Here is a 20,282-nt window from a genome sequence, read left to right as displayed (position 1 = left end):
AATTGAACCTAATAAAAAATTAAAATGAAAAAATTCGCAATAAAAAATATAAAAATGGTGCTGATAGGTGCGGCATTAGTAGGATTTACTTCAGCTTGTGAGGTAACTGATTTGGTTCCCGCCAATTTGATTCCTGACTCTGAAGCATTCTCCACTGCACCTCGAATTGAATCAGCAGTACTTGGTGTATATGAATCAGCTCAACGAGGATTTTATTCAGATGTAGTACAAAGAGGTTATCCTTTTGGCGCTGCGAACGTAGAGCAAGGTGATTTAAGAGGTGAAGATATGTATAACGATCAGGCCTTCTACGAGATCACTTATAACAATTCGTACAGCCCTAACTCTGCGAACAATGCAGGTATGTGGATCTCTCTGTACAGAATGATCAACAGACTGAACATCATCTTGGAGAACTTAGACATAGCAGTAACCAATGGGGTGTTGACTACAGAAAAAGCAAATGCCTACAAAGGGGAAATGCTTTTCTTGAGAGCATTAGCTCACCATGAATTATTGATCCATTTTGCAAGACCATTCTCTGATAACCCATCTTCTATGGGAATTCCTTACAGGACATTTGGTATTGATGATGTTACAAAAGTACCTGATGCCGAAGCTGTCGGTAGAACTACTGTGGGAGAGGATTATGCGCAACTTATTAAAGACCTAGATGCTGCTGAGGGATTTTTACCAGAGGGTAATGCATCTAGAGCAAATAAGGGTGCTGCGATTGCTTTGAAATCTAGAGTAAAGTTACACATGAAGGACTGGCCGGGTGTGCTGGCTGAGTACGCTAAGGTATCTTCTAAATATGCTGTTACTGCTAGCCCCGTTACACCTTTTAGAGGTAGTGCAAGTAGTGATAATATATTCTCTTTCATAAACTCTGCAACATCTAACCCAGGAACAAATGGGGCTTTGCCAGCCATGTATGGTAATCCTAATCTTGGGGCAAGAGGTCTAGTTAAAATAAGTCCAATTATCTGGAGAGCGGATTTTTGGAATACTGAGGATACACGTAGAACTTTATTGACCACAAGATCCGCTTTGGGAATCTTTACCAATAAATACATTGATGCTACTACATTTTCTGATCCTAATCCAATTTTGCGTTTTTCCGAAGTGGTATTAAATGCCGCAGAAGCTAATGCAAGATTAGGTGGAGCAAATACTGCTGCAGCTGTTGCTTTACTAAACTCTGTGAGAAGCCGTGCTTTACCTACTTCAGTTCCTGCATATACTGTTTCAGATTTGGGCGAAAACGTTCTTACCGCTATTTTGAATGAAAGAAGGATTGAGTTTCTTGCTGAAGGAAGAAGATGGCCAGATATTCATAGATTATCAGGAGAAGGTTTAATGGCTGGTATTCCCTCTAAAGCCACTTCTAGATCTATTACTAGCATCGATTTCTACACTACATCGAAGACTATTCCTATGGATCACTCACTGGCGTATACTAGTAACCTATTTGTTTGGCCAATACCTTTGGCTGAATTGCAGAATAATAATACCGCTCCAATCGAGCAGAATCCAGGTTATTAATCGTTCAAAATCTAATATTAAAGTCCGGCCCTTGAGTCGGACTTTTTTTTGATTGTATTTTTTTAGGTAAAACTATTGCAAGGCTAAGTGATAGCATTCTGTATTTATTGGAAAAAAACAGGTAAACAAGCCAAAAATAACTTTTAAAGAAGCTTAGCGACAATGGTTTCTACACATTAAAGGTCTTATATGTTTTTAGGCCAGCATAGCAACAGAAGGACAATTTGTAGGCTGTTTGAAAAATTTTAATAAAACAAAGTGTGGGTCAGTTCTACTTTAAAACCAGTATCTCGCTATTTGCTTAAGACACCAGACTCTTTCCCTTTTCCGAGTATGATACTTTTAGGAGAATTTGATCCAAAATAGACCTGAACCACATTATTTTGATCTGAAAAATTTTTAATCAATAGAGTATTTTTGATTTTGAGAGAGCTGGGTTCCTTAACCTTCTCAGACTCTAGATAGAACCAAGCAGCATCTTCTTCTATCTCATATCCAAGAAATTTTACAGTAACTGATATCTCATCAATCCAGATTTTATTTTGTGTCAGGAGATAAGCTTCAATCTGCTTGTTAAGCTTTTGGGGGTTGCTAGGATTAAGAAAATCTATGGGCTCTTTATGGTACTCGCTTAAAGCAATCTCCAAATCATCCCAAAAAATCTTCTGCGAAATTTCAAGCTGTTCAGACTCCTTATTCCATTTAATCTCTGTCAGACTAAGGTGAAAAGGATGGGCAAATACTAACCATCCAAGGCTGATCATGTATAAATATATCTGTTGCATTTGGTGTTCTTTAATCTGTCTTTTCTGCTATTTATGCCGTAATATTGAGCAATTTACTTCATTAGAAGTATTTCGCCCCTTCTATGAATTCATTTGAATTGTATTTTCGTCTTGGCTTCAAGCATATCCTTGATATCCATGGCTACGACCACATCCTTTTTGTATTGGCACTTTGTGCGGTCTTTATTCCTAGAGATTGGCGCAAAGTCGTGATTTTAGTCACTGCATTTACAATTGGTCATTCCTTAACTCTTGCTTTGGCTACCTTCAGATTGATCAATGTGAATTCAGCGTTGATTGAGTTTTTAATTCCAGTGACAATTGCCATTACTGCATTTATTACCATTCTCCGTCCGAAGCCTGCTTCCGGTAAAGGACTTTCTATTAATTACATCTTCGCATTATTCTTCGGATTGATCCATGGACTTGGATTTTCGACCTATCTCCGTAGCCTTTTAGGAAAAGAAGCAAGTATTTGGGAGCCATTATTGGCTTTCAATCTAGGCTTGGAGCTGGGACAACTGATCATCGTAGGAATCTTCCTTCTCGTCACTTCTATCTTGGTAGGGTTAGTTGGAGTTAGCCGAAAAGAATGGACACTCGTAGTCGCATCGATGGTATTTGGGGTAGCGCTGATGCTGATGCTTGAGGCAAAATATTGGTAATGCGAAGTTGGATGCTAGGTGCTTGATGTCTGATGAAATAAAGGAAAAATATGCTGCCAGAGAAATGTTGATTGAAGGTGATAATTGAGATAGGGATTTGATAAAAAAGGATTTAATATGAAAAAATTACTTGCACTTACAGCACTTGTATTCACGGGGATTTTCCCTGCTTTTGCGCAGCAATCTGAGCAAAATCATGCAGTGCGCTTTGAGCAGCTCGGTACGATGCTCCGCTCTCCTAATGTATATCGAACAGCTTCTGGAGCTCCTGGACATATGTATTGGCAACAGCAAGCTAACTATGTAATCAACGTAGAGCTTGATGATGCCAATCAATCTGTCAAAGGTTCTGAGAAAGTTACCTACATCAACAATTCTCCAGATCAGCTTACTTATCTATGGGTGCAACTGGAAGAAAATCAACGTGGACCAGACTCTGCTACTCCTAAAGCAGCCGAGAGCTCCATCAGCAATCGGATGACCCTACGTATGCTCGAAGGATTGATTTGGGCAAATGATGATTTTGGCTATAAGGTGTTGGAGGTAAAAGATGCCAAAGGCAATCCACTTCCAGTGACGGTGAATCAGACCATGATGAGAATAGATCTTCCTACTCCTTTAAAAGCAGGCCAAAGCTTCACGTTCGGCGTAGAATGGACCTTCAATATAACCGATAGAGTGGGCTATGTAGGGGGACGTCCAGGTTATGAATTCTTTGAAGGAGACAGCAATTACCTCTATACCATGGCGGAATGGTTCCCAAGAATGGCTGTATACTCTGACTTCGAAGGCTGGCAAAACAAGCAATTCATGGGTTCTGGTGAATTTGCATTAGTTTTTGGGAATTATGAAGTGAATATTACTGTGCCGTCTGATCACATGGTCGGAGCAACTGGCGAACTTCAAAATGCAAGTCAAGTTCTCTCGTCTATAGAGCTGGAAAGATGGAATAAAGCGAAGAAAACCTACGATGCACCAGTGGTCATCCGTACACAGGATGAAGCTACTAACCTAGAAAAAGGCAAAGCTACCGGTAAAAAGACTTGGAAATTTAAGGCCGAGAATGTGCGTGATTTTGCTTGGACGTCTTCCCGCAAATTCATTTGGGATGCTATGGCTGTGAAACTAGGTGGCAAAGACGTAATGGCAATGTCTTATTACGCAAAAGAGGCAAACCCTCTTTGGGGTCAGTATTCAACTCTAGTAGTTGCACATACGATCAAATCTTATTCTGCACATACATTTGACTATCCTTACCCTACAGCAATATCTGTGGAGGCTGCAAACGGAATGGAATACCCAATGATCTGCTTCAACTATGGTCGTCCAGACTCGGACGGTACCTATTCTGAAGCAGTCAAAAACGGGATGATCGGCGTGATTATTCACGAAGTGGGTCACAACTTTTTCCCGATGATCGTCAACTCTGACGAGCGTCAGTGGACTTGGATGGATGAGGGCTTGAATACCTTTATGCAATTTATGGCAGAGCAAGAGTGGGACAGAAACTTCCCCTCAAGACGTGGCCCTGCCCACATGATAGTTCCCTACATGAGAAGTGAAGCGAATACTTTGGAACCAATCATGACCAATTCTGAAAACATCATTCAGTTTGGGCCAAATGCTTACGCAAAACCAGCTACCGCTTTAAACATCCTGCGCGAGACGGTAATGGGTCGTGAATTGTTTGACTATGCATTCAAAGAGTATGCACGCAGATGGATGTTTAAGCATCCGACTCCTGAGGATTTGTTTCGTACGATGGAAGATGCTTCTGCGGTAGATTTGGACTGGTTCTGGAGAGGCTGGTTCTATGGCTCAGAGCCAGTGGACATTTCTATAGAGAATGTGGTGCTTTACAAACTGAATAACCAAACTCCTGCAGAACAAAAGTCTGCGATGAAAGCAGAAGCTGACAGGGAACAAAATTATGTTTCCAAAGATTTCAATAGAACTGCTGTCAAAGAAACAGTGATTGAAGCAAATCCGGTTGCCAGAGATTTCTACACTACTTATAATCCATTCACTGTCACTCCAGCAGATGAGGAGAATTACCGGAAATTCATGGCTAGTCTTTCTCCAAAAGAAAAGGAGTTGATGGAAAGTGACTTGAATTTTTATGAAATCACCTTCAAAAACGCAGGTGGGTTGGTAATGCCAATCATCGTAGAATTTCAATATGCAGATGGTACTTCAGAAATAGACCGGATCCCTGTAGAAATCTGGAGAAAGAATGAGTCTCAGGTTACTAAGGTATTTGTAAAAGAAAAAGAAGTAACTCAAATAATCCTTGATCCACTAAGAGAAACTGCAGATATCGATGAGTCTAGCAACTACTGGCCACCGCAATATCAGCCAAGTCGATTTGAGCTATTCAAAGGATCTGGCGCTGCAAGAGGAACCTCAACGGGTGACAATCCAATGAAGAAAGCTAACGGTAATCAATAAGAGTTAAAGCCGGCGAGAGTCGGCTTTTCTTTTTTTTAACCGCGGAGATTCTGTGTAAAAACCCAATTAGAAACCTATATTTTCTTAAATTTAATTTCCAAGTCAGCATAAGCTAGACTGTTAAAGGAGTAGCAGCTTCATGTTGTGGCTCCTTTTTTAATTCATATTCCAGAGAGCACAAAGATGTGCTTCTTCTCCAGAAGTAAGACTTTGTTCTGTATCATACGTGTAGGGCTGAAAGCCCAAAATAACATAGCTCAGCTCGATAGGGCTGGGGTTTAGAAGGAATAAATTTGATGGACAGCTCTGAAAGAGCGGAATTAGCCTCTTAATGTTTATGTTTTTCTTTTTTATTAGACGCAGGGTACGCGGAGTTTGACGCGGAGGACTTAGCATTGTCCTAATTCTCCAGAAGCTGGACATGGTAGGCATTGAATAAATAGGGATTCTTGGGCTGAAAGCTCTTCAATCCTTTGTGCGACACGAACGGTTGCGATATCGAGAACAGTAATCTATTGATGAAAAATACATTTTATGTATATCCACATTTGCACCAGTAAAAGATAGAACGCGGATTAATAGAATGGTAAAGGATAGCATTGACGCTACTTCGGTCACCCTTCATCGGTCTTCCAAAATGCTAGCAAAGAAAATTATAGAATTGGCAAGATTGTGGATAAACATTTACACTTTCATCCTTATCGAAGAAACTGTATTTTAGTCGCTGAAATTAACTTTGTCTTAAAAATTGAACCTAACACAAACCTAAAATGAAAACAAGAAACCTAATGTCACTGGGCTTTATCGCCTTGTGTTTTTTCATAAGTTCAAATCTGCTTGCGCAAAAAAGAGATTTCTACGAACTGAGAACTTATCACATCGAGACCGCTGAGCAAGAAGCGATGCTGGATGAATACCTTGAGAAGGCTTTTATCCCTGCTGCTCATAGGAATGGTATTGCCAAAGTTGGCGTTTTCAAGCCTATTGCTAGCGAGCCAGATGCTGGCAAAAAAGTGTACTTATTTATTCCATTCAAATCCATGGATGGGATATTGGGCTTAGCAGCAAAATTAGCTAAAGATCAAACCTATCAGACTTCTGGTAGTTCTTACATCAATGCTGCTTTTGATAAGCCTCCATACAAGAGAATGGAGACTTCCATCATGCAATCAATGACGGGTCAGCCAAAATTTGCTGAGTCCAAATTGACTAATTCCAAAAAAGATAGAGTTTATGAGCTGAGAAGTTATGAAGCTGCTACCGAGCGTCTTTACAAGCAGAAAGTTAAAATGTTTAACTCAGGAGAAATGGACATTTTCGAGAAATTAAATTATAGTCCGATCTTCTACGGAGAGACAATCGCTGGCGCAAATATGCCTAATCTGATGTATATGACTACCCATGAAAACATGGATGTTAGAAATGCGCATTGGAAAGCATTCAGTGCTGATCCTGACTGGGCTGGGATGAAAGATCTTGCTGAATATAAAAATACGGTTTCCCGTAATGATACCAGGTTACTTTATCCTGCAGAATATTCAGATTTATAATACACTTAAAAAGCCGGCGAGAGTCGGTTTTTTTCTTTTAAAAGTCTTTTTTTAAACACAAAGCACACTGAGGTTTGGCAGAAGGAGCAATTGTTTTTCCTGAAATTACTTTGTCTTGCTATTTCTACTAGTTCAAGTCTATTGACTTGGACATGAATTAATGCAGTCATTAGACTGCTGTCCAAAATCTGTTGTTTTATTCGTTTTCCTTTTTTTCCAGAAGCTGGATTTTAGCTTGACCTTCCCGGTTTTCAAAACCTGTAAGGTCTTTTATCCATTAATTGCTCTTACGATTCCTTCAAAAACGTTGACTCCTGTCACTATCAACTGATCTGGAAAATCATAAGTAGGCTCATGTAGTTGAGGGCAGTTTTCACCAGCGCCTAACCCAAAAAGATAGGATGGACAACTTTGACTAAATAGTCCAAAATCCTCTGACCAGCGAAAGGGCTCTGGTTTTATCATAATATCTAATCCGAGATTTTTTATTACGTCCTCTGCTATTTCCGCTGCATCTGAATTGTTTTTGGAGACAGCAAAAGATTCCACGAAGCGGAACTCACAGCTAAGCTTTTCAGCAAGAGCGATTTTTTTGGCCTCGGAAGTAATCATCTCAATCAAGCTTTCCAGATCAGCTTGGTCAAACGCACGGATAGTTAAGCTTAAACTTCCTTTTCCTGCGCTTGTGCCAAAAGTTAAACTGCCTATCTCCGCATGAATAATAGTGACTAACGCAAAGTTTTTAAGCTTCTCAGGAAGCATGGGAAGATCTTGAATCAATTCGGCAATCGCCTGTGCTGGATTTAATCCTGCATCCGGATGAGCGGCATGGGAAGTTTTCCCGATAAGAGAAATCGTTAACCCAGTACTTCCTGCTGCAAAGGTTCCTTTTCTAGTCACTACTTGATGAAGAGGGAATCCTGGAAGATTATGAAGTGCGAAGGCAAAATCAGGTTTGATCTGCTGAAATTGCAAATCATCTAAAATCCAACGTGCCCCTTCTCCAGTTTCTTCTGCTGGTTGAAAAAGTAAAACTACTTCTCCAGACGTAGGTCTTTGCTCAGCGAGCTTTTCTCCTAGGCCGCAGATGATCGTCATATGACCATCATGTCCGCAAAGATGTGCTTTATCAGTAATCTGGCTTTTATAGCTCGGATCTCCCGTTTCTTGAATAGGAAGAGCATCCAATTCTGCTCGGAATAAACTTCTTTTGCCAGGGTTTTTTCCCTTGAAAATGAATGCAAGCCCAGTTCCTCCCAGATTTGTTATCGTCTGATCAGGATTTAGCTTTGCAAAAAAAGCCAAGATTTTCTCTGCTGTGGCACTTTCTTCACCTGCGATCTCAGGATTTTGATGTAGTGTTTGGCGAAGATCTAGGAGTGATGAGCTGGACATTATGAGTAAATATTTTCGGAAGGTAAGTTTCTACTGCTCAGTTGAAATCATTTTTGACGAAAAAAATGAAGCTTCGATCAGGAACTATTCAGGATCACTGGCTATTTTAGGATATCATTTCAACCCCTCAACTCTAACTTTTATGAGCGAGCTACAAATTCAAAACTACAACGAGCAAATCCAAGCGTTGGAAGCACAAATCACCGGAGACATGTTTGCAGATATGGAGGTTCGTGACAAAATTCACAACCTAAAAATGGAACGTGACGGGGTCAAACCAACTGATTCTAGCATCGATTGCATAGGCTGCGGAAGTTAATTATTTGACTTTGGCTAGATACTTTATTATTTATAAACCCTTTGGGGTTTTATGTCAATTTTCAGGAGAGGGGCAGACGCTTGCTTCTCTTTATGATTTTCCGAAGGAGGTATATCCTGTGGGAAGATTGGATAAGGACTCCGAAGGACTCCTGATTATCACCGATGACAAATCACTGAATCATCATCTCCTCAATCCCCGATTTGGCCACCAACGCACTTACTATGCTCAAGTGGAGGGGTCGCCAGAACCTGAAGCATTGAAAGGACTGATGCAAGGCGTGATGATCAATGTGGAGGGGAGAGATTACAAAACGAAGCCTGCGATAGCCAAGATTTTGGAACCAGTTCCAACGCTTCCGGATCGTGATCCTCCAATTCGCTATCGGGCTTCTATTCCGGATACCTGGATTTCTTTGACTTTGATCGAGGGGAAAAATCGTCAGGTACGTAAGATGACAGCTGCAATTGGAAGTCCTACCTTAAGACTTGTACGTTGGTCGATGGAGAAATTGACGATTGATAAATTTAAAGTCGGTGAAGTGCAGGAAATTGACGAAACCACTATTTACCATAAGCTGGGATTGACGGGGTTTAAGAAGACAACTAGATGATTTTCTCGCGGCGGCACAATGGTGCGGCGTTAGGTATCCATTGAGGCCTTTTTTTGACCTCGATGGTTTTCTCGCTTTCATGAATAGGACAAAGAATGACCAATTCAATATTCAATAGAAGAAGATCCATTATTCCTTAGCCTCAACTATGTAAGTGTTGCGCCTTCGCGGGAGCCTCTCCGTCAAAACCTTCGAGGTTATCCATCCCCGCGCCGCTGCGAGAAATAAGCATCTTAAAAAATCATAAAATCCCTTTAATCGCAAGGCATTACCACTTCTAAGATTTAAGATTGTCCTTTGGGACAAAAACCACTATTTTAGGCTCCCCATAGTAGCACTCAAAGATTTAGATTCCATGCATCAGGAAAAAATAGCAGACGTAATTCAAGAAGTTAAGAAAGTAGTAGTCGGCCAAGACAGAATGGTCAACAGACTTTTAATTGGACTTTTTACCAATGGCCACATTCTTTTGGAAGGTGTACCTGGCTTGGCAAAGACCTTGACGGTAAATACACTCGCCAAAGTGCTTCATCTTGATTTCAAAAGAATTCAATTTACACCGGATTTGCTTCCAGCGGATTTGATCGGAACGATGATCTACAATCAGCAGGCAGCGAGTTTCGAAGTGAAGAAAGGCCCAATTTTCTCCAATGTGATTTTGGCAGATGAGGTCAACAGATCTCCTGCGAAAGTTCAGTCGGCACTTTTGGAAGCCATGCAAGAAAAACAGGTAACAATAGGTGATACTACCTACAAATTGGACAGACCATTTTTGGTACTTGCTACGCAAAATCCCGTGGATCAGGAAGGTACATATCCTCTTCCAGAAGCACAGGTGGATAGATTCATGATGAAAGTTCACATCGATTATCCAAGCAAAGCCGATGAAATGGAGGTAATGCGCAGAATGGCGAACATGTCGTTCAGCTCGGAAGTAGATGCGAAACTTTCTAAGCAAGATATCTTTGATATCCGCGATCAGATCAATGCAGTGAAAATTGCTGAGCCATTAGAGAATTATATTATAGAGTTGGTATTTGCAACGCGATTCCCAGCCCAGTATGGTCTTAAAGATGAAGCCAAATACATACAATTCGGTGTTTCGCCAAGAGCAAGTATCAATTTGAATCTCGCATCCAAGGCAGTTGCATTTATGGATGGAAGAGATTATGTATTGCCAGAAGATATTAAAGAAATAGCTGAAGATGTGCTAAATCATAGAATTATCCTGAACTACGAGGCAGAAGCAGATGGAATTAACACGAGAGATTTGGTAAAAATATTTTTAGAGAAAGTTCCGATTAACAAATCGGTAACATTGAAATAACTGCTAATCCAGCATAAAAAGGCTTTTCGAGAGAGAAGCCTTTTTTTATGCCCTTTTTGTTAATACAATATTAAATTCGGCGCTTTTTAGTAAAAGAAGGGTAATTCAAAAAATTCTTTTGAGGGAAACAATTGAGGCAGCTTTGCATCATCAAATAAGGCAAACCATACCAATTATAGAATCTCAATGAAAAAGTTCAATTCCCTATTAATCTTGTTTTCAGCTGCAGTGATTGGATTCACCAGCTGTATTGATGGTAATGACAAACCAATCGATCCGATCGATCCAGAGAACGGTGACGTACAGCTAATCACTACGAATATTACTACCAACACTACTTGGAAGACTGGTAAGACCTATGTGCTTGCTGGTAGAATAGCTGTTACTTCTGGAAACACACTTACTATCGAGCCAGGGACTATCGTGAAAGGCGAAGTGGGATCAGGATCTAATGCAACTGCTTTGATTATTGCTCGAGGAGGCAAACTTGACGCACAAGGAACGGCTACTTCTCCAATCATTTTCACTACAGTAGCTGACGAAATCAAACCAGGTCAAATTGCTTCTCCAAACCTTGAGGCTGACCTTTCTGGTCTTTGGGGTGGATTGATTATCCTGGGTAAAGCAAAAGCGTCTCTAGCAGGAGATGTCACTGAAACTCAAATCGAAGGTATCCCAGCTTCCGATACGAACGGGCTATATGGTGGATCTGATGATGCAGACAACTCTGGTGTCATCAAATATATCTCTATCCGTCATGGTGGTGCAAACATAGGTGAAGGAAACGAAATCAATGGCCTTACACTGGGTGCTGTAGGTTCTGGAACAGTGATCGAAAACGTAGAAGTAATCGGAAATCAGGATGATGGAATCGAATGGTTCGGTGGATCTGTAAGTGTGAAAAATGCGATCATCTGGAATGCAGGTGATGATGCTTTGGACACAGATCAGGCTTGGTCTGGTACTTTGGATAACTTCATCGTAGTAGCTGGTGGCGAAACTGATCACTGCCTAGAAATCGATGGACCAGAAGGATCATACAATGCAGCGCACACCTTGAAAAACGGTACTGTAAAAGGTAATAATGTTGCCGAGCTAGGGGACTTCAGAGATGGAGCAAGAGGTACTTTCGAAAATATTTACTTCTTCAACTTCGCTGATCCAGCCACTACAGAGGGACGTGGTGACCTTTCCTTAAGTGGAGACAAAACCCTGGCAACTTTCGCCGCTGGTACCCTCAAGTTCATAAATCTTCAAGCTACACTAGCTGATGGCGTTACCATTCCCACAGTATTTAAGGGTGGAACTGCTGCTTACGCTTCCAGTGTGGTCAAAGGTGCAAATACAGTAGGAGCTGACAAGTCAGCTTTCGCTAGCACTTGGTCATGGACTGCTGCCTCAGGAGCTATAGCTGATCTAAAATAATCACACAATCAAGAGAAGGGAGAAAGAACTTGCAAGGTCAATTCTCCCTTCTTCTTAAGTTTTCAATCTAATTGCTGTATGAAAAATCAATCTACTAATCCACTAATGAAGGGATTTCTGATTTTATTTCTGCTGGTACTTTCACAAGTATTTGCAGGTTTTGTTTTTGCCCAAAATGGTACCATTCGCGGTACAATCTTCGAAGAAGGAACTGGCGAACCTCTTTATGGTGTCTCTGTTTTAGTGAAAGAGACCTCCACTGGCGCTGTCACTGACTTCGATGGTAAATTTGAAATCAAAGTCTCTGCAGGAACCTACACACTACAAGTTTCTTACATTTCTTATGCTTCTATTAATCTCACTGAGGTAGTGGTGACAGCTGGAGAAGTGAATGTAATAAGCGATCTCTTGATGGCTGATGAAGCTTCAGATTTGGAAGCAGTGACTGTAACAGCTTCAGCGATCAGAACTACTGAGTCCGCTTTGCTGTCTGTGAAAAGAAATGCAGCTAACCTGATCGATGGTATTTCAGCGAGCACGTTCCGTCAGATCGGTGATGGTGATGCTGCATCAGCTGTGAAACGTGTGACGGGTGTATCCATCGAAGGTGGGAAATACATCTACGTAAGAGGGCTTGGTGACAGATACACCAAAACTGTTTTGAATGGTGTAGATATTCCAGGTCTGGATCCAGATAGAAATACCATCCAGATGGATATATTTCCTACCAATGTGATCGACAACATTATCGTTTCTAAATCTTTCACTGCTGATCTTCCTGCTGATTTCACCGGAGGTGTGGTGGACATTGAGACTAAAGATTTTCCTGAAGAAAAATCAATGCGTTTGAGCCTGAGTGGAGGGATCAATCCATCGATGCACTTCAACTCAAACTACCTGAAATATGATGGTGGTAAAACAGACTTTTTAGGTTTTGATGATGGAACCAGAGCTATTCCTACCGATGGAAGAACTGACATCCCTCAGTATGGTGATGCAGTGGGTAGCCCAAATGGTCCTCAAGGTTTAGAGTACCAAGAAATTTTAGGTGGTTTCAACAAAACACTTGGAGGATACAGAGCTAATAGCTTGATGGATGTTGGGCTAAGCTTTTCTTTAGGAAATCAGATTGCTAGAGAAAAAGCAACTTGGGGCTACAACTTCGCTTTGACTTACAAGAATGAGACTGAGTTCTATCAGAATGCTGAATACAACTTGTACGCTAAACCTAGAGAAGCTGATCAAACAGAATTAGAGCCCTTGGAAAGGCAGCGTGGAGACTACGGTGTGAACAATGTGCTTCTTGGCGGACTTGCTGGGATTGCTATGAAGACTAATAATTCAAAATTCAAATTGAACCTGATGCACCTTCAGAACGGTGAATCTAAGGCTGCTGATTTTGCTTTTATCAACACCAACTTAGGAGCAAATTTCGAAGCTAGACAGTATAACTTGGAATATAGCCAAAGAGGATTGACTAGCATTTTGCTCGCTGGAACACATTATATCAATGGAAATGACTGGGAGATCAACTGGAAACTTGCTCCAACAAGATCCACTATTTCTGATCCAGATATAAGATTTACAAGATTTAGAGAGCCTACCAACACGGTATCCACAGAAGTTGGATTGCCAGCTAGAATCTGGAGAGACTTGGAAGAATACAGCATAGTAGCTAAGGGTGATATTGCGAAGAATCTGACTCTTTTCTCTAGACAAAGCAAGTTGAAGTTTGGTGGAAATTACGTGTTTAAGCAGCGTGATTTCAGCATTCAAAGTTTCCAGTTTGCTACAGGATATACGGCCTTCATAGGAGATCCAAATGAAATTTTGCTTGATAAAAATCTTTTTGCAGCAGACAATAGAAATGGCGTAAGATACAATGCCGATTTCATTCCGATCAATGCGAATGCTTATAATTCAATCGCTACAAACTTTGCTGGTTATGCTTCATTGGAAGCAAATCCTACAGAGAAATTGAAAGCTGTGGTGGGATTGAGAGTAGAAAAATACAACCAATATTATACAGGTACGAACCAAACGGGAACCATCGATTATGATTTGGTAGAAGTGCTGGATGACATGGATTTCTTTCCTACAGTAAACTTGATTTTCAACCTCAAGGACAATCAAAACCTCCGTGCTTCAGCATCCAGAACTATAGCAAGGCCATCTTTTAAGGAGCTTTCTTTTGCAGAGATACTTGACCCAATTACTGGTAGAACCTTCATCGGTGGACTTTATCCTGAGACTACTAATGGCGGTACAGAAGTGCTTTGGGATGGAAACTTGGTTTCTACGCATGTGAACAACTTCGATTTGAGATGGGAAGCTTTCCAGGAAAGAGGTCAAATGCTTTCTGTAAGTGCTTTCTATAAGACCTTTGAAAAACCTATTGAAATGGTTCAATTCCTATCTGATCCAGGTACTTTCCAGCCTAGAAACGTGGGTAATGGAACTGTAGCCGGCTTAGAGTTTGAATTTAGAAAGTCATTGAAGTTTATTGCTCCTAGCTTTGAGAACTTCAGCTGGAATACGAATGTAACGATCACCAAATCTCAGATCAAAATGTCTGAATCTGAGTTTAGATCTAGGTCATTGACTGCTAGAGAAGGTCAGGAAATCAAAGATACTCGTGATATGGCTGGTCAGGCTCCTTACTTGATCAATACAGGTTTGAGCTACAATAACTACGCTAAGGGCTGGGAAGCCGGTGTATTCTACAATGTGCAAGGTTCTTCACTACAATATGTAGGTTTCGGAAATAGAACGGATACGTATTCTGTACCATTCAATAGCTTGAACCTGAATATCAACAAAACCTTCGGAGCAGATGAGCGAATCCAAGCCGGGTTCGGAGTGGAGAATATCTTAAACTCAAAAAGAGAGTATGTATATGAATCATATGAAGCCCAAGACCAGATCTTCAGCAGCCTCTCCCCAGGAACGAAAATGACATTTAGAGTGGCATTTTCCTTTTAAGGATTAAATTAAATGATTTACCAGAAAAGGCTCCAAATTAGATTTTGGAGCCTTTTTTGTTTCAATTTTACTGGCATTTATAAAAAAAATATGGCATAAAAAGAGATGATCTTTATGCGTGAATAGCTAGACTATATTTTACTAATATGCCTGATGATCCCACTTCAACTTTAAGAGCCTGGGGTTTATGAATTTCATACTGAATTGCGACCTTTGTTCACAATTTCATTAGTTAGAACTAAAGTTGTTCTTCATTTATAGATGAATTTGATTTTCTTTAGTTAATAATAAATGATAGAATATATGAGAGTACTGCTAGTATTAGTTTTTACACTTATTTCTTTTTCATCTTATAGTCAAGGAGAGACTGAAGCTGAAAAATTTTGGAATACTCTGGTCAAGCACCAGGGGAAGGCGTATGAAGGTAAATTGGTAAGTCCAGAGAGCGATTCTCGGTTTGAGGGAAGATTGGTCATGCATGTCAGAAGTGCTACAGATCAGGAGATAAAAATTCCGTTTTTTGTTGGGGAAGATCGTTCTCGGACATGGGTTTTAACGAAAGTAGAAGGATTAATTAAACTAAAGCACGATCACAGACATGAAGATGGTTCGGAAGATAAAATAACCCAATACGGAGGTTTGGCTTCAAGTACTGGCTTTGCCAATATGCAGATTTTCACAGCTGATCAGGAAACTTCAGATTTGATTCCCTATGCTGCTGGCAATGTTTGGTGGATCACAGTTGACGAAACTTCCTATACTTATAATTTAAGAAGAGTTGGTTCTGATACCTATTTCTCTGTAGAATTTGATCTTACCAATCCTATCGAAACTCCTAAAGCGCCTTGGGGCTGGGTTGACTAATTTCTATAGAAAAGGTACTTATTGAGAATTACTGCGTTTGTCTAATTTTTGATTTAGGCAAACGCAGTGTTTTTTCAGTTAATTGTGAGGATAAGAAGCTAATAAAATATCTACAATACGCTCAGCGGTTTTTCCGTCCCAAAGCGGAATACCTTGATATTGTTTCCAGTCGCCTTGCATGATTTTTTCCAAGTAAGGCTTCAGCTTGACTGGATCTGTACCTACTAATTCATTTGTCCCTAGGTGGATGGTTTCTGCACGCTCAGTATTATCCCTTAGGGTAACGCAGGGCACGTTCATCACAGAAGCTTCCTCAGTGATTCCTCCAGAATCAGTAATTACACCTTTTGCATTTTTCACTAAGTAGTTAAATTCCAAATAGCCCAAGGGATCGGTCATGTGTAGATTTGGAGCATCTATTCCTAGTGATTGCAGGTTTTTGGCGGTGCGTGGATGCACAGGAAAAATGATAGGAAGTCCCTTCGTTCCTTCCAAAATCGCATCAATCATCGCTTTGAGCTTATGCTCCTGATCTACATTGGCTGGGCGGTGCATGGTCATGACGAAGTATTGCCCAGATTCCAGATTTTCAAAGATTTCCCCTGCTGGCTTTTGAAACCTTGGCATCTGAGCCATAAGGGTGTCTATCATGGTATTTCCCACGTAGTGAATTTTTTCCTCAGCAAAACCACTTTTACGCAGGTTAGAGTTAGCAATTTCTGAGGTAGTGAAAAAATGATCGGTGATACTATCTGTCACCATTCTGTTAATTTCTTCAGGCATGGTCAGGTCACCGGAGCGAATTCCACCTTCCACGTGCGCCACATCGATTTGAAGTTTTTTTGCAGCGATTGAGCAGGAGAGTGTACTGGTCACATCCCCTACGACCAAAACCAAATCGGGTCTGTTTTCTAGCAGTTCCTTTTCAAAAGCGACCATAATTGAAGCAGTTTGCTCAGCCTGAGTACCTCCTCCACCACCTAGATTTGCATCTGGCTCAGGGATGTTTAGTTGTTCAAAAAAGTCTCCAGACATCTTTTTGTCATAATGCTGCCCTGTATGAACCAGTCGGAATTTTACAGAAATCCCTTCTTGCTGCTTTTTGATCAATTGATGTATGATAGGTGCAATTTTCATGAAATTTGGCCGCGCACCTGCGACTATTGTAAAAGTTGCCATAGCTAATTTTTTTATTCAACCCAAAAATAGCAAATCCTTTTGGAGGTATAGGCTAAAATTAGCGTTCTTTTGGTAAGTCTGGTTTGGCTCCTTTTTTGTTTCTTTGCACCGTTATATTTTCTTAATTAATTGAATTTGATGGATTGCAATATTTGGCCAAAGGGAGTGCATACTCTTTTGCTACTCGTGGCTGTAGTTTTATTTTTCTCCTGCGCCGATACATTGGAGTCAGAGCAAGTGGTTTACACTAATGATTTTTCTGATGCGGATCTTACCGGCTTTGAAAATGGAAGGTTTATCATATTTGAAAATGATACCATTGTCGGCTATTATCATAATGAGGAATTAGCAGTTAATCTTACTGGCTTACCAGCTCATAATTTATTGAAAGTAACCCTTGAAATTCTAATTCATGACTCGTGGGATGGGAATACTTCTGATGGAGTGAGTGGACCTGATCAGTGGTTTTTTGGAGTCGATAATGAAGAAGTTTTTAGAACTACTTTCTCCAATACCCCTTGTGAATCTACCTATTGCCTTTATCAGTCTTACCCTGACACGTTTTCAAAAACAAATAAACCGAAAACAGGGGCCACTCAAACAAATATGCCTGGTCTTTGTCTTTTTGGAACAGCTCCGAATTATACTACACAGTATAGTATTTCCAAAATAATTGAGCATAAAAATTCCACTGCTAGAATCTACATGGATACAGATTTGGTAGCTGAGAATGCTCCAGACCCAAAATGTGATGAATCATGGTCTCTAGCAGGTATAACAGTTGAAGCTCTTATCTTGAAATGAGTATGATGAAAATAAGGAAATTTTTGAATTGCTGCTTTGGAGCCTCATTGCTAATACTTTTAGTAAACGATTATTCATTGGCGCAAACAGTGTCTGTGGGCACTCCAGTACTGGACGATTACCTAAGAAGGGCTCAACTTCTCGGAAATGTAGATTCTGCCTCCTCATTTATGATTAGACCACTTTATCCAGTGGAGGCTTTTGGAATTAAATATGGATTTGATCTGGATAGTTCAGTAGTGGATATGGATCAGTCAACAGTCCATACGGTTTTTGGTAAGGAGAATCAAGGTAAGTTTTTTATGATGCCAGCAGTGGCCAAATTCCAATACAACTCCACTTATGCGTTTGGTGTAAATGATGGTGCTTTCATCCCAAATCGTGGCCTTCAGACTATTCTTAGCCCCGGAGCTTACCTGGAGTATGGCAGTTTTAGCCTTCAATTCCAACCAGAATTGCTCATAGCGCAAAACAAAGATTATTTGGGTTTCCCTTTCGAGCATCAGCTAAGTATTTTATACTATTATGATTACATGAATCGTATAGACATGCCAGAGCAATTTGGCGAAGGTTCATACACACAGTTATATTTGGGTCAATCAAGTCTTCGCTATAATTTCAAAGAGTATTCAGTAGGTGTGTCATCTGAAAATCTATGGTGGGGTCCAGGAAGAAGGAACTCTCTTTTACTCGGTAATAATGCTCCAGGATTCATTCACTTTACTGCAAATACACGAAAGCCTGTAAAGACTATGATCGGTTCTTTCGAAGGCCAAGTGATAGGAGGTTTCTTGAAATCTTCTGGCTACTTACCTCCATGGCCTGATTATAGAATTCAAGAAAATAATGTGCTTATTCCAAAGCCAGAAGATAATAAGCGGTTTTTATCCGGATTGATATTGACCTATCAGCCTAAATGGGTGCCGGGACTTTTTCTTGGATATGCTTCTACCAGTCAGATATACAGACATGATATTTCTGCTATAGGTGATATTCTCCCTGTTTTTAATGGTAGAAAAAAGGCTGAAAATATCGTGGATCCAGTTCAAGAAAAACGCCAGCAATTTAGCTCTGGATTTTTCAGATGGATGAGTCAAGAAGGCCGCTTTGAATTCTATGGAGAATACGGAACACGAGACAACGATCGGAAGCTAAATGACTTTATGATTACTCCAGAGTCAGGACGTGCTTTTACTTTCGGTTTTTCACACTTGATGAGCTTAAATAAGCCAGATCAATATCTGCAGATCAGTTCTGAGATGACCCAAACAGGCCAAACGATTAGAGATGATATCAGAGCGCTTAACACATGGTACATTCATGAACATGTAGTAGATGGTTATACTCAAAATGGTCAAGTGCTAGGAGCTGGAAATGGCCCAGCGAGTAACGTGATTTTCCTTGAATTTGCGTGGGTTAAGGATATGAATAGAATAGGCTTCCAAATGGAGCGAATTGTTTATAATAACGATTACTACTACTATAGATATGAAGCCTCAAAGGACTGGAGAAACAAATATGTGGATCTCGTCCCTTCACTTATAGGTGATTGGAAGTTTGGGAATATATTAGTTAACGCACGCTTGCAATATGTCAATACGCTGAATTACAAATGGTATCTAGAGAACAGTCCAGACGAATACTTTGTGCCAGGCTATGACCGCAAGAACTTTGTGGCCCAGGTCGGTTTATCGTATATTTTTCAGTAGGAATTTGATTCAATACAAATATGAAAGTAGAAAAGAATAAAGTGGTAGCAGTATGCTATGATCTCAAAGTGGATGACGGCGAGACAGGAATGGTTCCTCACGAAACTGTGCCTGAGGATAAGCCTTTTTACTTTTTGTTTAATGCAGGCGAAGTTTTCCCAAAGTTTGAGGATGCGCTACTCGGCAAATCGGCGGGAGATGCTTTTTCAGCTGATCTAAGTTTCGATGAGGCTTACGGAGATTATATGGAGGAAAGGAAGACTGTAATACCCAAGTCCAATTTCAAGGAAAAAGGCAAGGTCAATAAAGACATGCTTCGGATCGGAAATGTAATTCCTATGCAGGATAATAAAAGAGGTCAGATTCGTGGGGAGATCACTAAGATAGACTACAAAGGAGTTCATATGGACTTCAATCCCCCACTGGCTGGATATGATTTATCCTTCAAAGGCAAAATTATTGCTGTGCGAGATGCACTGCCTGTCGAAATTGAACATGGACATGCACATGGCCCAGATGGACATCATCATCACCATTAAAAACCTCAATGCCCTATAGTAGAATAGGGCATTTGTCGTATAGACCTAGATGGTATGATTACCTAGAATTAAAATGACAAATCAATCTACCTATGAACTAGGAAGTTTTTATTTAAAAAGCCTCGTCAATTGA

Annotated in this window: 16 protein-coding genes; 13 read left to right on the top strand and 3 right to left on the bottom strand. The window is 40.4% G+C overall.

Going from position 1 to position 20,282, the window contains the following annotated elements; all coding sequences use genetic code 11:
• Positions 1 to 24: 24 nt before the first annotated feature.
• A complete protein-coding gene (locus tag BVH02_RS05040) occupies positions 25 to 1,545 on the top strand; it encodes a RagB/SusD family nutrient uptake outer membrane protein (protein WP_086499713.1) in 1,521 nt (506 codons plus the stop codon).
• Positions 1,546 to 1,838: 293 nt separating this feature from the next.
• Here the strand turns inward: BVH02_RS05040 and BVH02_RS05035 are convergent, their stop codons facing one another.
• Positions 1,839 to 2,330, bottom strand: a complete 492-nt coding sequence (locus BVH02_RS05035) for a DUF6702 family protein (RefSeq protein WP_086499711.1) — start codon at positions 2,328 to 2,330, stop codon at positions 1,839 to 1,841.
• A gap of 83 nt (positions 2,331 to 2,413) precedes the next feature.
• On the opposite strand from BVH02_RS05035, the gene BVH02_RS05030 reads away from it, so the two are divergent.
• The 3 genes from BVH02_RS05030 to BVH02_RS05020 all read left to right on the top strand — a co-directional run bounded on the left by BVH02_RS05030 (position 2,414) and on the right by BVH02_RS05020 (position 6,993).
• Positions 2,414 to 2,995 carry a HupE/UreJ family protein gene (locus BVH02_RS05030; protein WP_086499709.1) on the top strand — a complete coding sequence of 194 codons (582 nt, stop codon included), beginning with the start codon at positions 2,414 to 2,416 and terminating at the stop codon, positions 2,993 to 2,995.
• A gap of 117 nt (positions 2,996 to 3,112) precedes the next feature.
• Positions 3,113 to 5,443 carry a M1 family metallopeptidase gene (locus BVH02_RS05025; protein WP_086499707.1) on the top strand — a complete coding sequence of 777 codons (2,331 nt, stop codon included), beginning with the start codon at positions 3,113 to 3,115 and terminating at the stop codon, positions 5,441 to 5,443.
• 770 nt (positions 5,444 to 6,213) lie between these two features.
• Positions 6,214 to 6,993, top strand: coding sequence for an NIPSNAP family protein (locus BVH02_RS05020; RefSeq protein WP_223271806.1), 780 nt, complete (start codon positions 6,214 to 6,216; stop codon positions 6,991 to 6,993).
• A gap of 270 nt (positions 6,994 to 7,263) precedes the next feature.
• Here BVH02_RS05020 and BVH02_RS05015 read toward each other — a convergent pair whose 3' ends face one another.
• Positions 7,264 to 8,388: an amidohydrolase gene (locus BVH02_RS05015; RefSeq protein ID WP_086499705.1), complete on the bottom strand. Its 1,125-nt coding sequence runs from the start codon at positions 8,386 to 8,388 to the stop codon at positions 7,264 to 7,266.
• Positions 8,389 to 8,530: 142 nt separating this feature from the next.
• Here BVH02_RS05015 and BVH02_RS21560 point away from each other — a divergent pair, with 142 nt between their 5' ends.
• The 6 genes from BVH02_RS21560 to BVH02_RS04985 all read left to right on the top strand — a co-directional run bounded on the left by BVH02_RS21560 (position 8,531) and on the right by BVH02_RS04985 (position 15,918).
• Positions 8,531 to 8,707: a hypothetical protein gene (locus BVH02_RS21560; protein WP_169712833.1), complete on the top strand. Its 177-nt coding sequence runs from the start codon at positions 8,531 to 8,533 to the stop codon at positions 8,705 to 8,707.
• Positions 8,708 to 8,717: 10 nt separating this feature from the next.
• On the top strand, positions 8,718 to 9,320 hold the full coding sequence (locus BVH02_RS05005; protein WP_394363980.1) for a pseudouridine synthase: 603 nt from the start codon (positions 8,718 to 8,720) through the stop codon (positions 9,318 to 9,320).
• 355 nt (positions 9,321 to 9,675) lie between these two features.
• On the top strand, positions 9,676 to 10,647 hold the full coding sequence (locus BVH02_RS05000; RefSeq protein ID WP_086499699.1) for an AAA family ATPase: 972 nt from the start codon (positions 9,676 to 9,678) through the stop codon (positions 10,645 to 10,647).
• 186 nt (positions 10,648 to 10,833) lie between these two features.
• Positions 10,834 to 12,072, top strand: a complete 1,239-nt coding sequence (locus BVH02_RS04995) for a hypothetical protein (RefSeq protein WP_086499696.1) — start codon at positions 10,834 to 10,836, stop codon at positions 12,070 to 12,072.
• 78 nt (positions 12,073 to 12,150) lie between these two features.
• Positions 12,151 to 15,054, top strand: a complete 2,904-nt coding sequence (locus tag BVH02_RS04990) for a TonB-dependent receptor (protein ID WP_086499694.1) — start codon at positions 12,151 to 12,153, stop codon at positions 15,052 to 15,054.
• Positions 15,055 to 15,357: 303 nt separating this feature from the next.
• Positions 15,358 to 15,918 (top strand): hypothetical protein, encoded by a 561-nt coding sequence (locus BVH02_RS04985; RefSeq protein WP_086499923.1) that lies wholly within the window; start codon positions 15,358 to 15,360, stop codon positions 15,916 to 15,918.
• A gap of 78 nt (positions 15,919 to 15,996) precedes the next feature.
• On the opposite strand, the gene wecB is transcribed toward BVH02_RS04985, so the two are convergent.
• A complete protein-coding gene (gene wecB, locus BVH02_RS04980) occupies positions 15,997 to 17,097 on the bottom strand; it encodes a non-hydrolyzing UDP-N-acetylglucosamine 2-epimerase (protein ID WP_086499692.1) in 1,101 nt (366 codons plus the stop codon).
• Between the two features lie 138 nt (positions 17,098 to 17,235).
• Between wecB and BVH02_RS04975 the strand changes: the two genes are divergently transcribed.
• The 3 genes from BVH02_RS04975 (at position 17,236) to BVH02_RS04965 (ending at position 20,149) form a co-directional block, all read left to right on the top strand.
• Positions 17,236 to 17,901: a hypothetical protein gene (locus BVH02_RS04975; protein WP_086499690.1), complete on the top strand. Its 666-nt coding sequence runs from the start codon at positions 17,236 to 17,238 to the stop codon at positions 17,899 to 17,901.
• Positions 17,902 to 17,978: 77 nt separating this feature from the next.
• Entirely contained in the window at positions 17,979 to 19,610 is a 1,632-nt protein-coding gene (locus BVH02_RS04970; protein ID WP_317045414.1) for a capsule assembly Wzi family protein, read from the top strand.
• A gap of 20 nt (positions 19,611 to 19,630) precedes the next feature.
• On the top strand, positions 19,631 to 20,149 hold the full coding sequence (locus tag BVH02_RS04965; RefSeq protein WP_086499686.1) for an FKBP-type peptidyl-prolyl cis-trans isomerase: 519 nt from the start codon (positions 19,631 to 19,633) through the stop codon (positions 20,147 to 20,149).
• Positions 20,150 to 20,282: the final 133 nt, after the last annotated feature.

It is taken from the genome of Algoriphagus ratkowskyi, assembly GCF_002150505.1.
In the GTDB taxonomy this organism is placed as follows: domain Bacteria; phylum Bacteroidota; class Bacteroidia; order Cytophagales; family Cyclobacteriaceae; genus Algoriphagus; species Algoriphagus ratkowskyi.
Note: the sequence above shows the minus strand (reverse complement) of the source record. Positions and strands in the feature narration are given on the sequence as shown.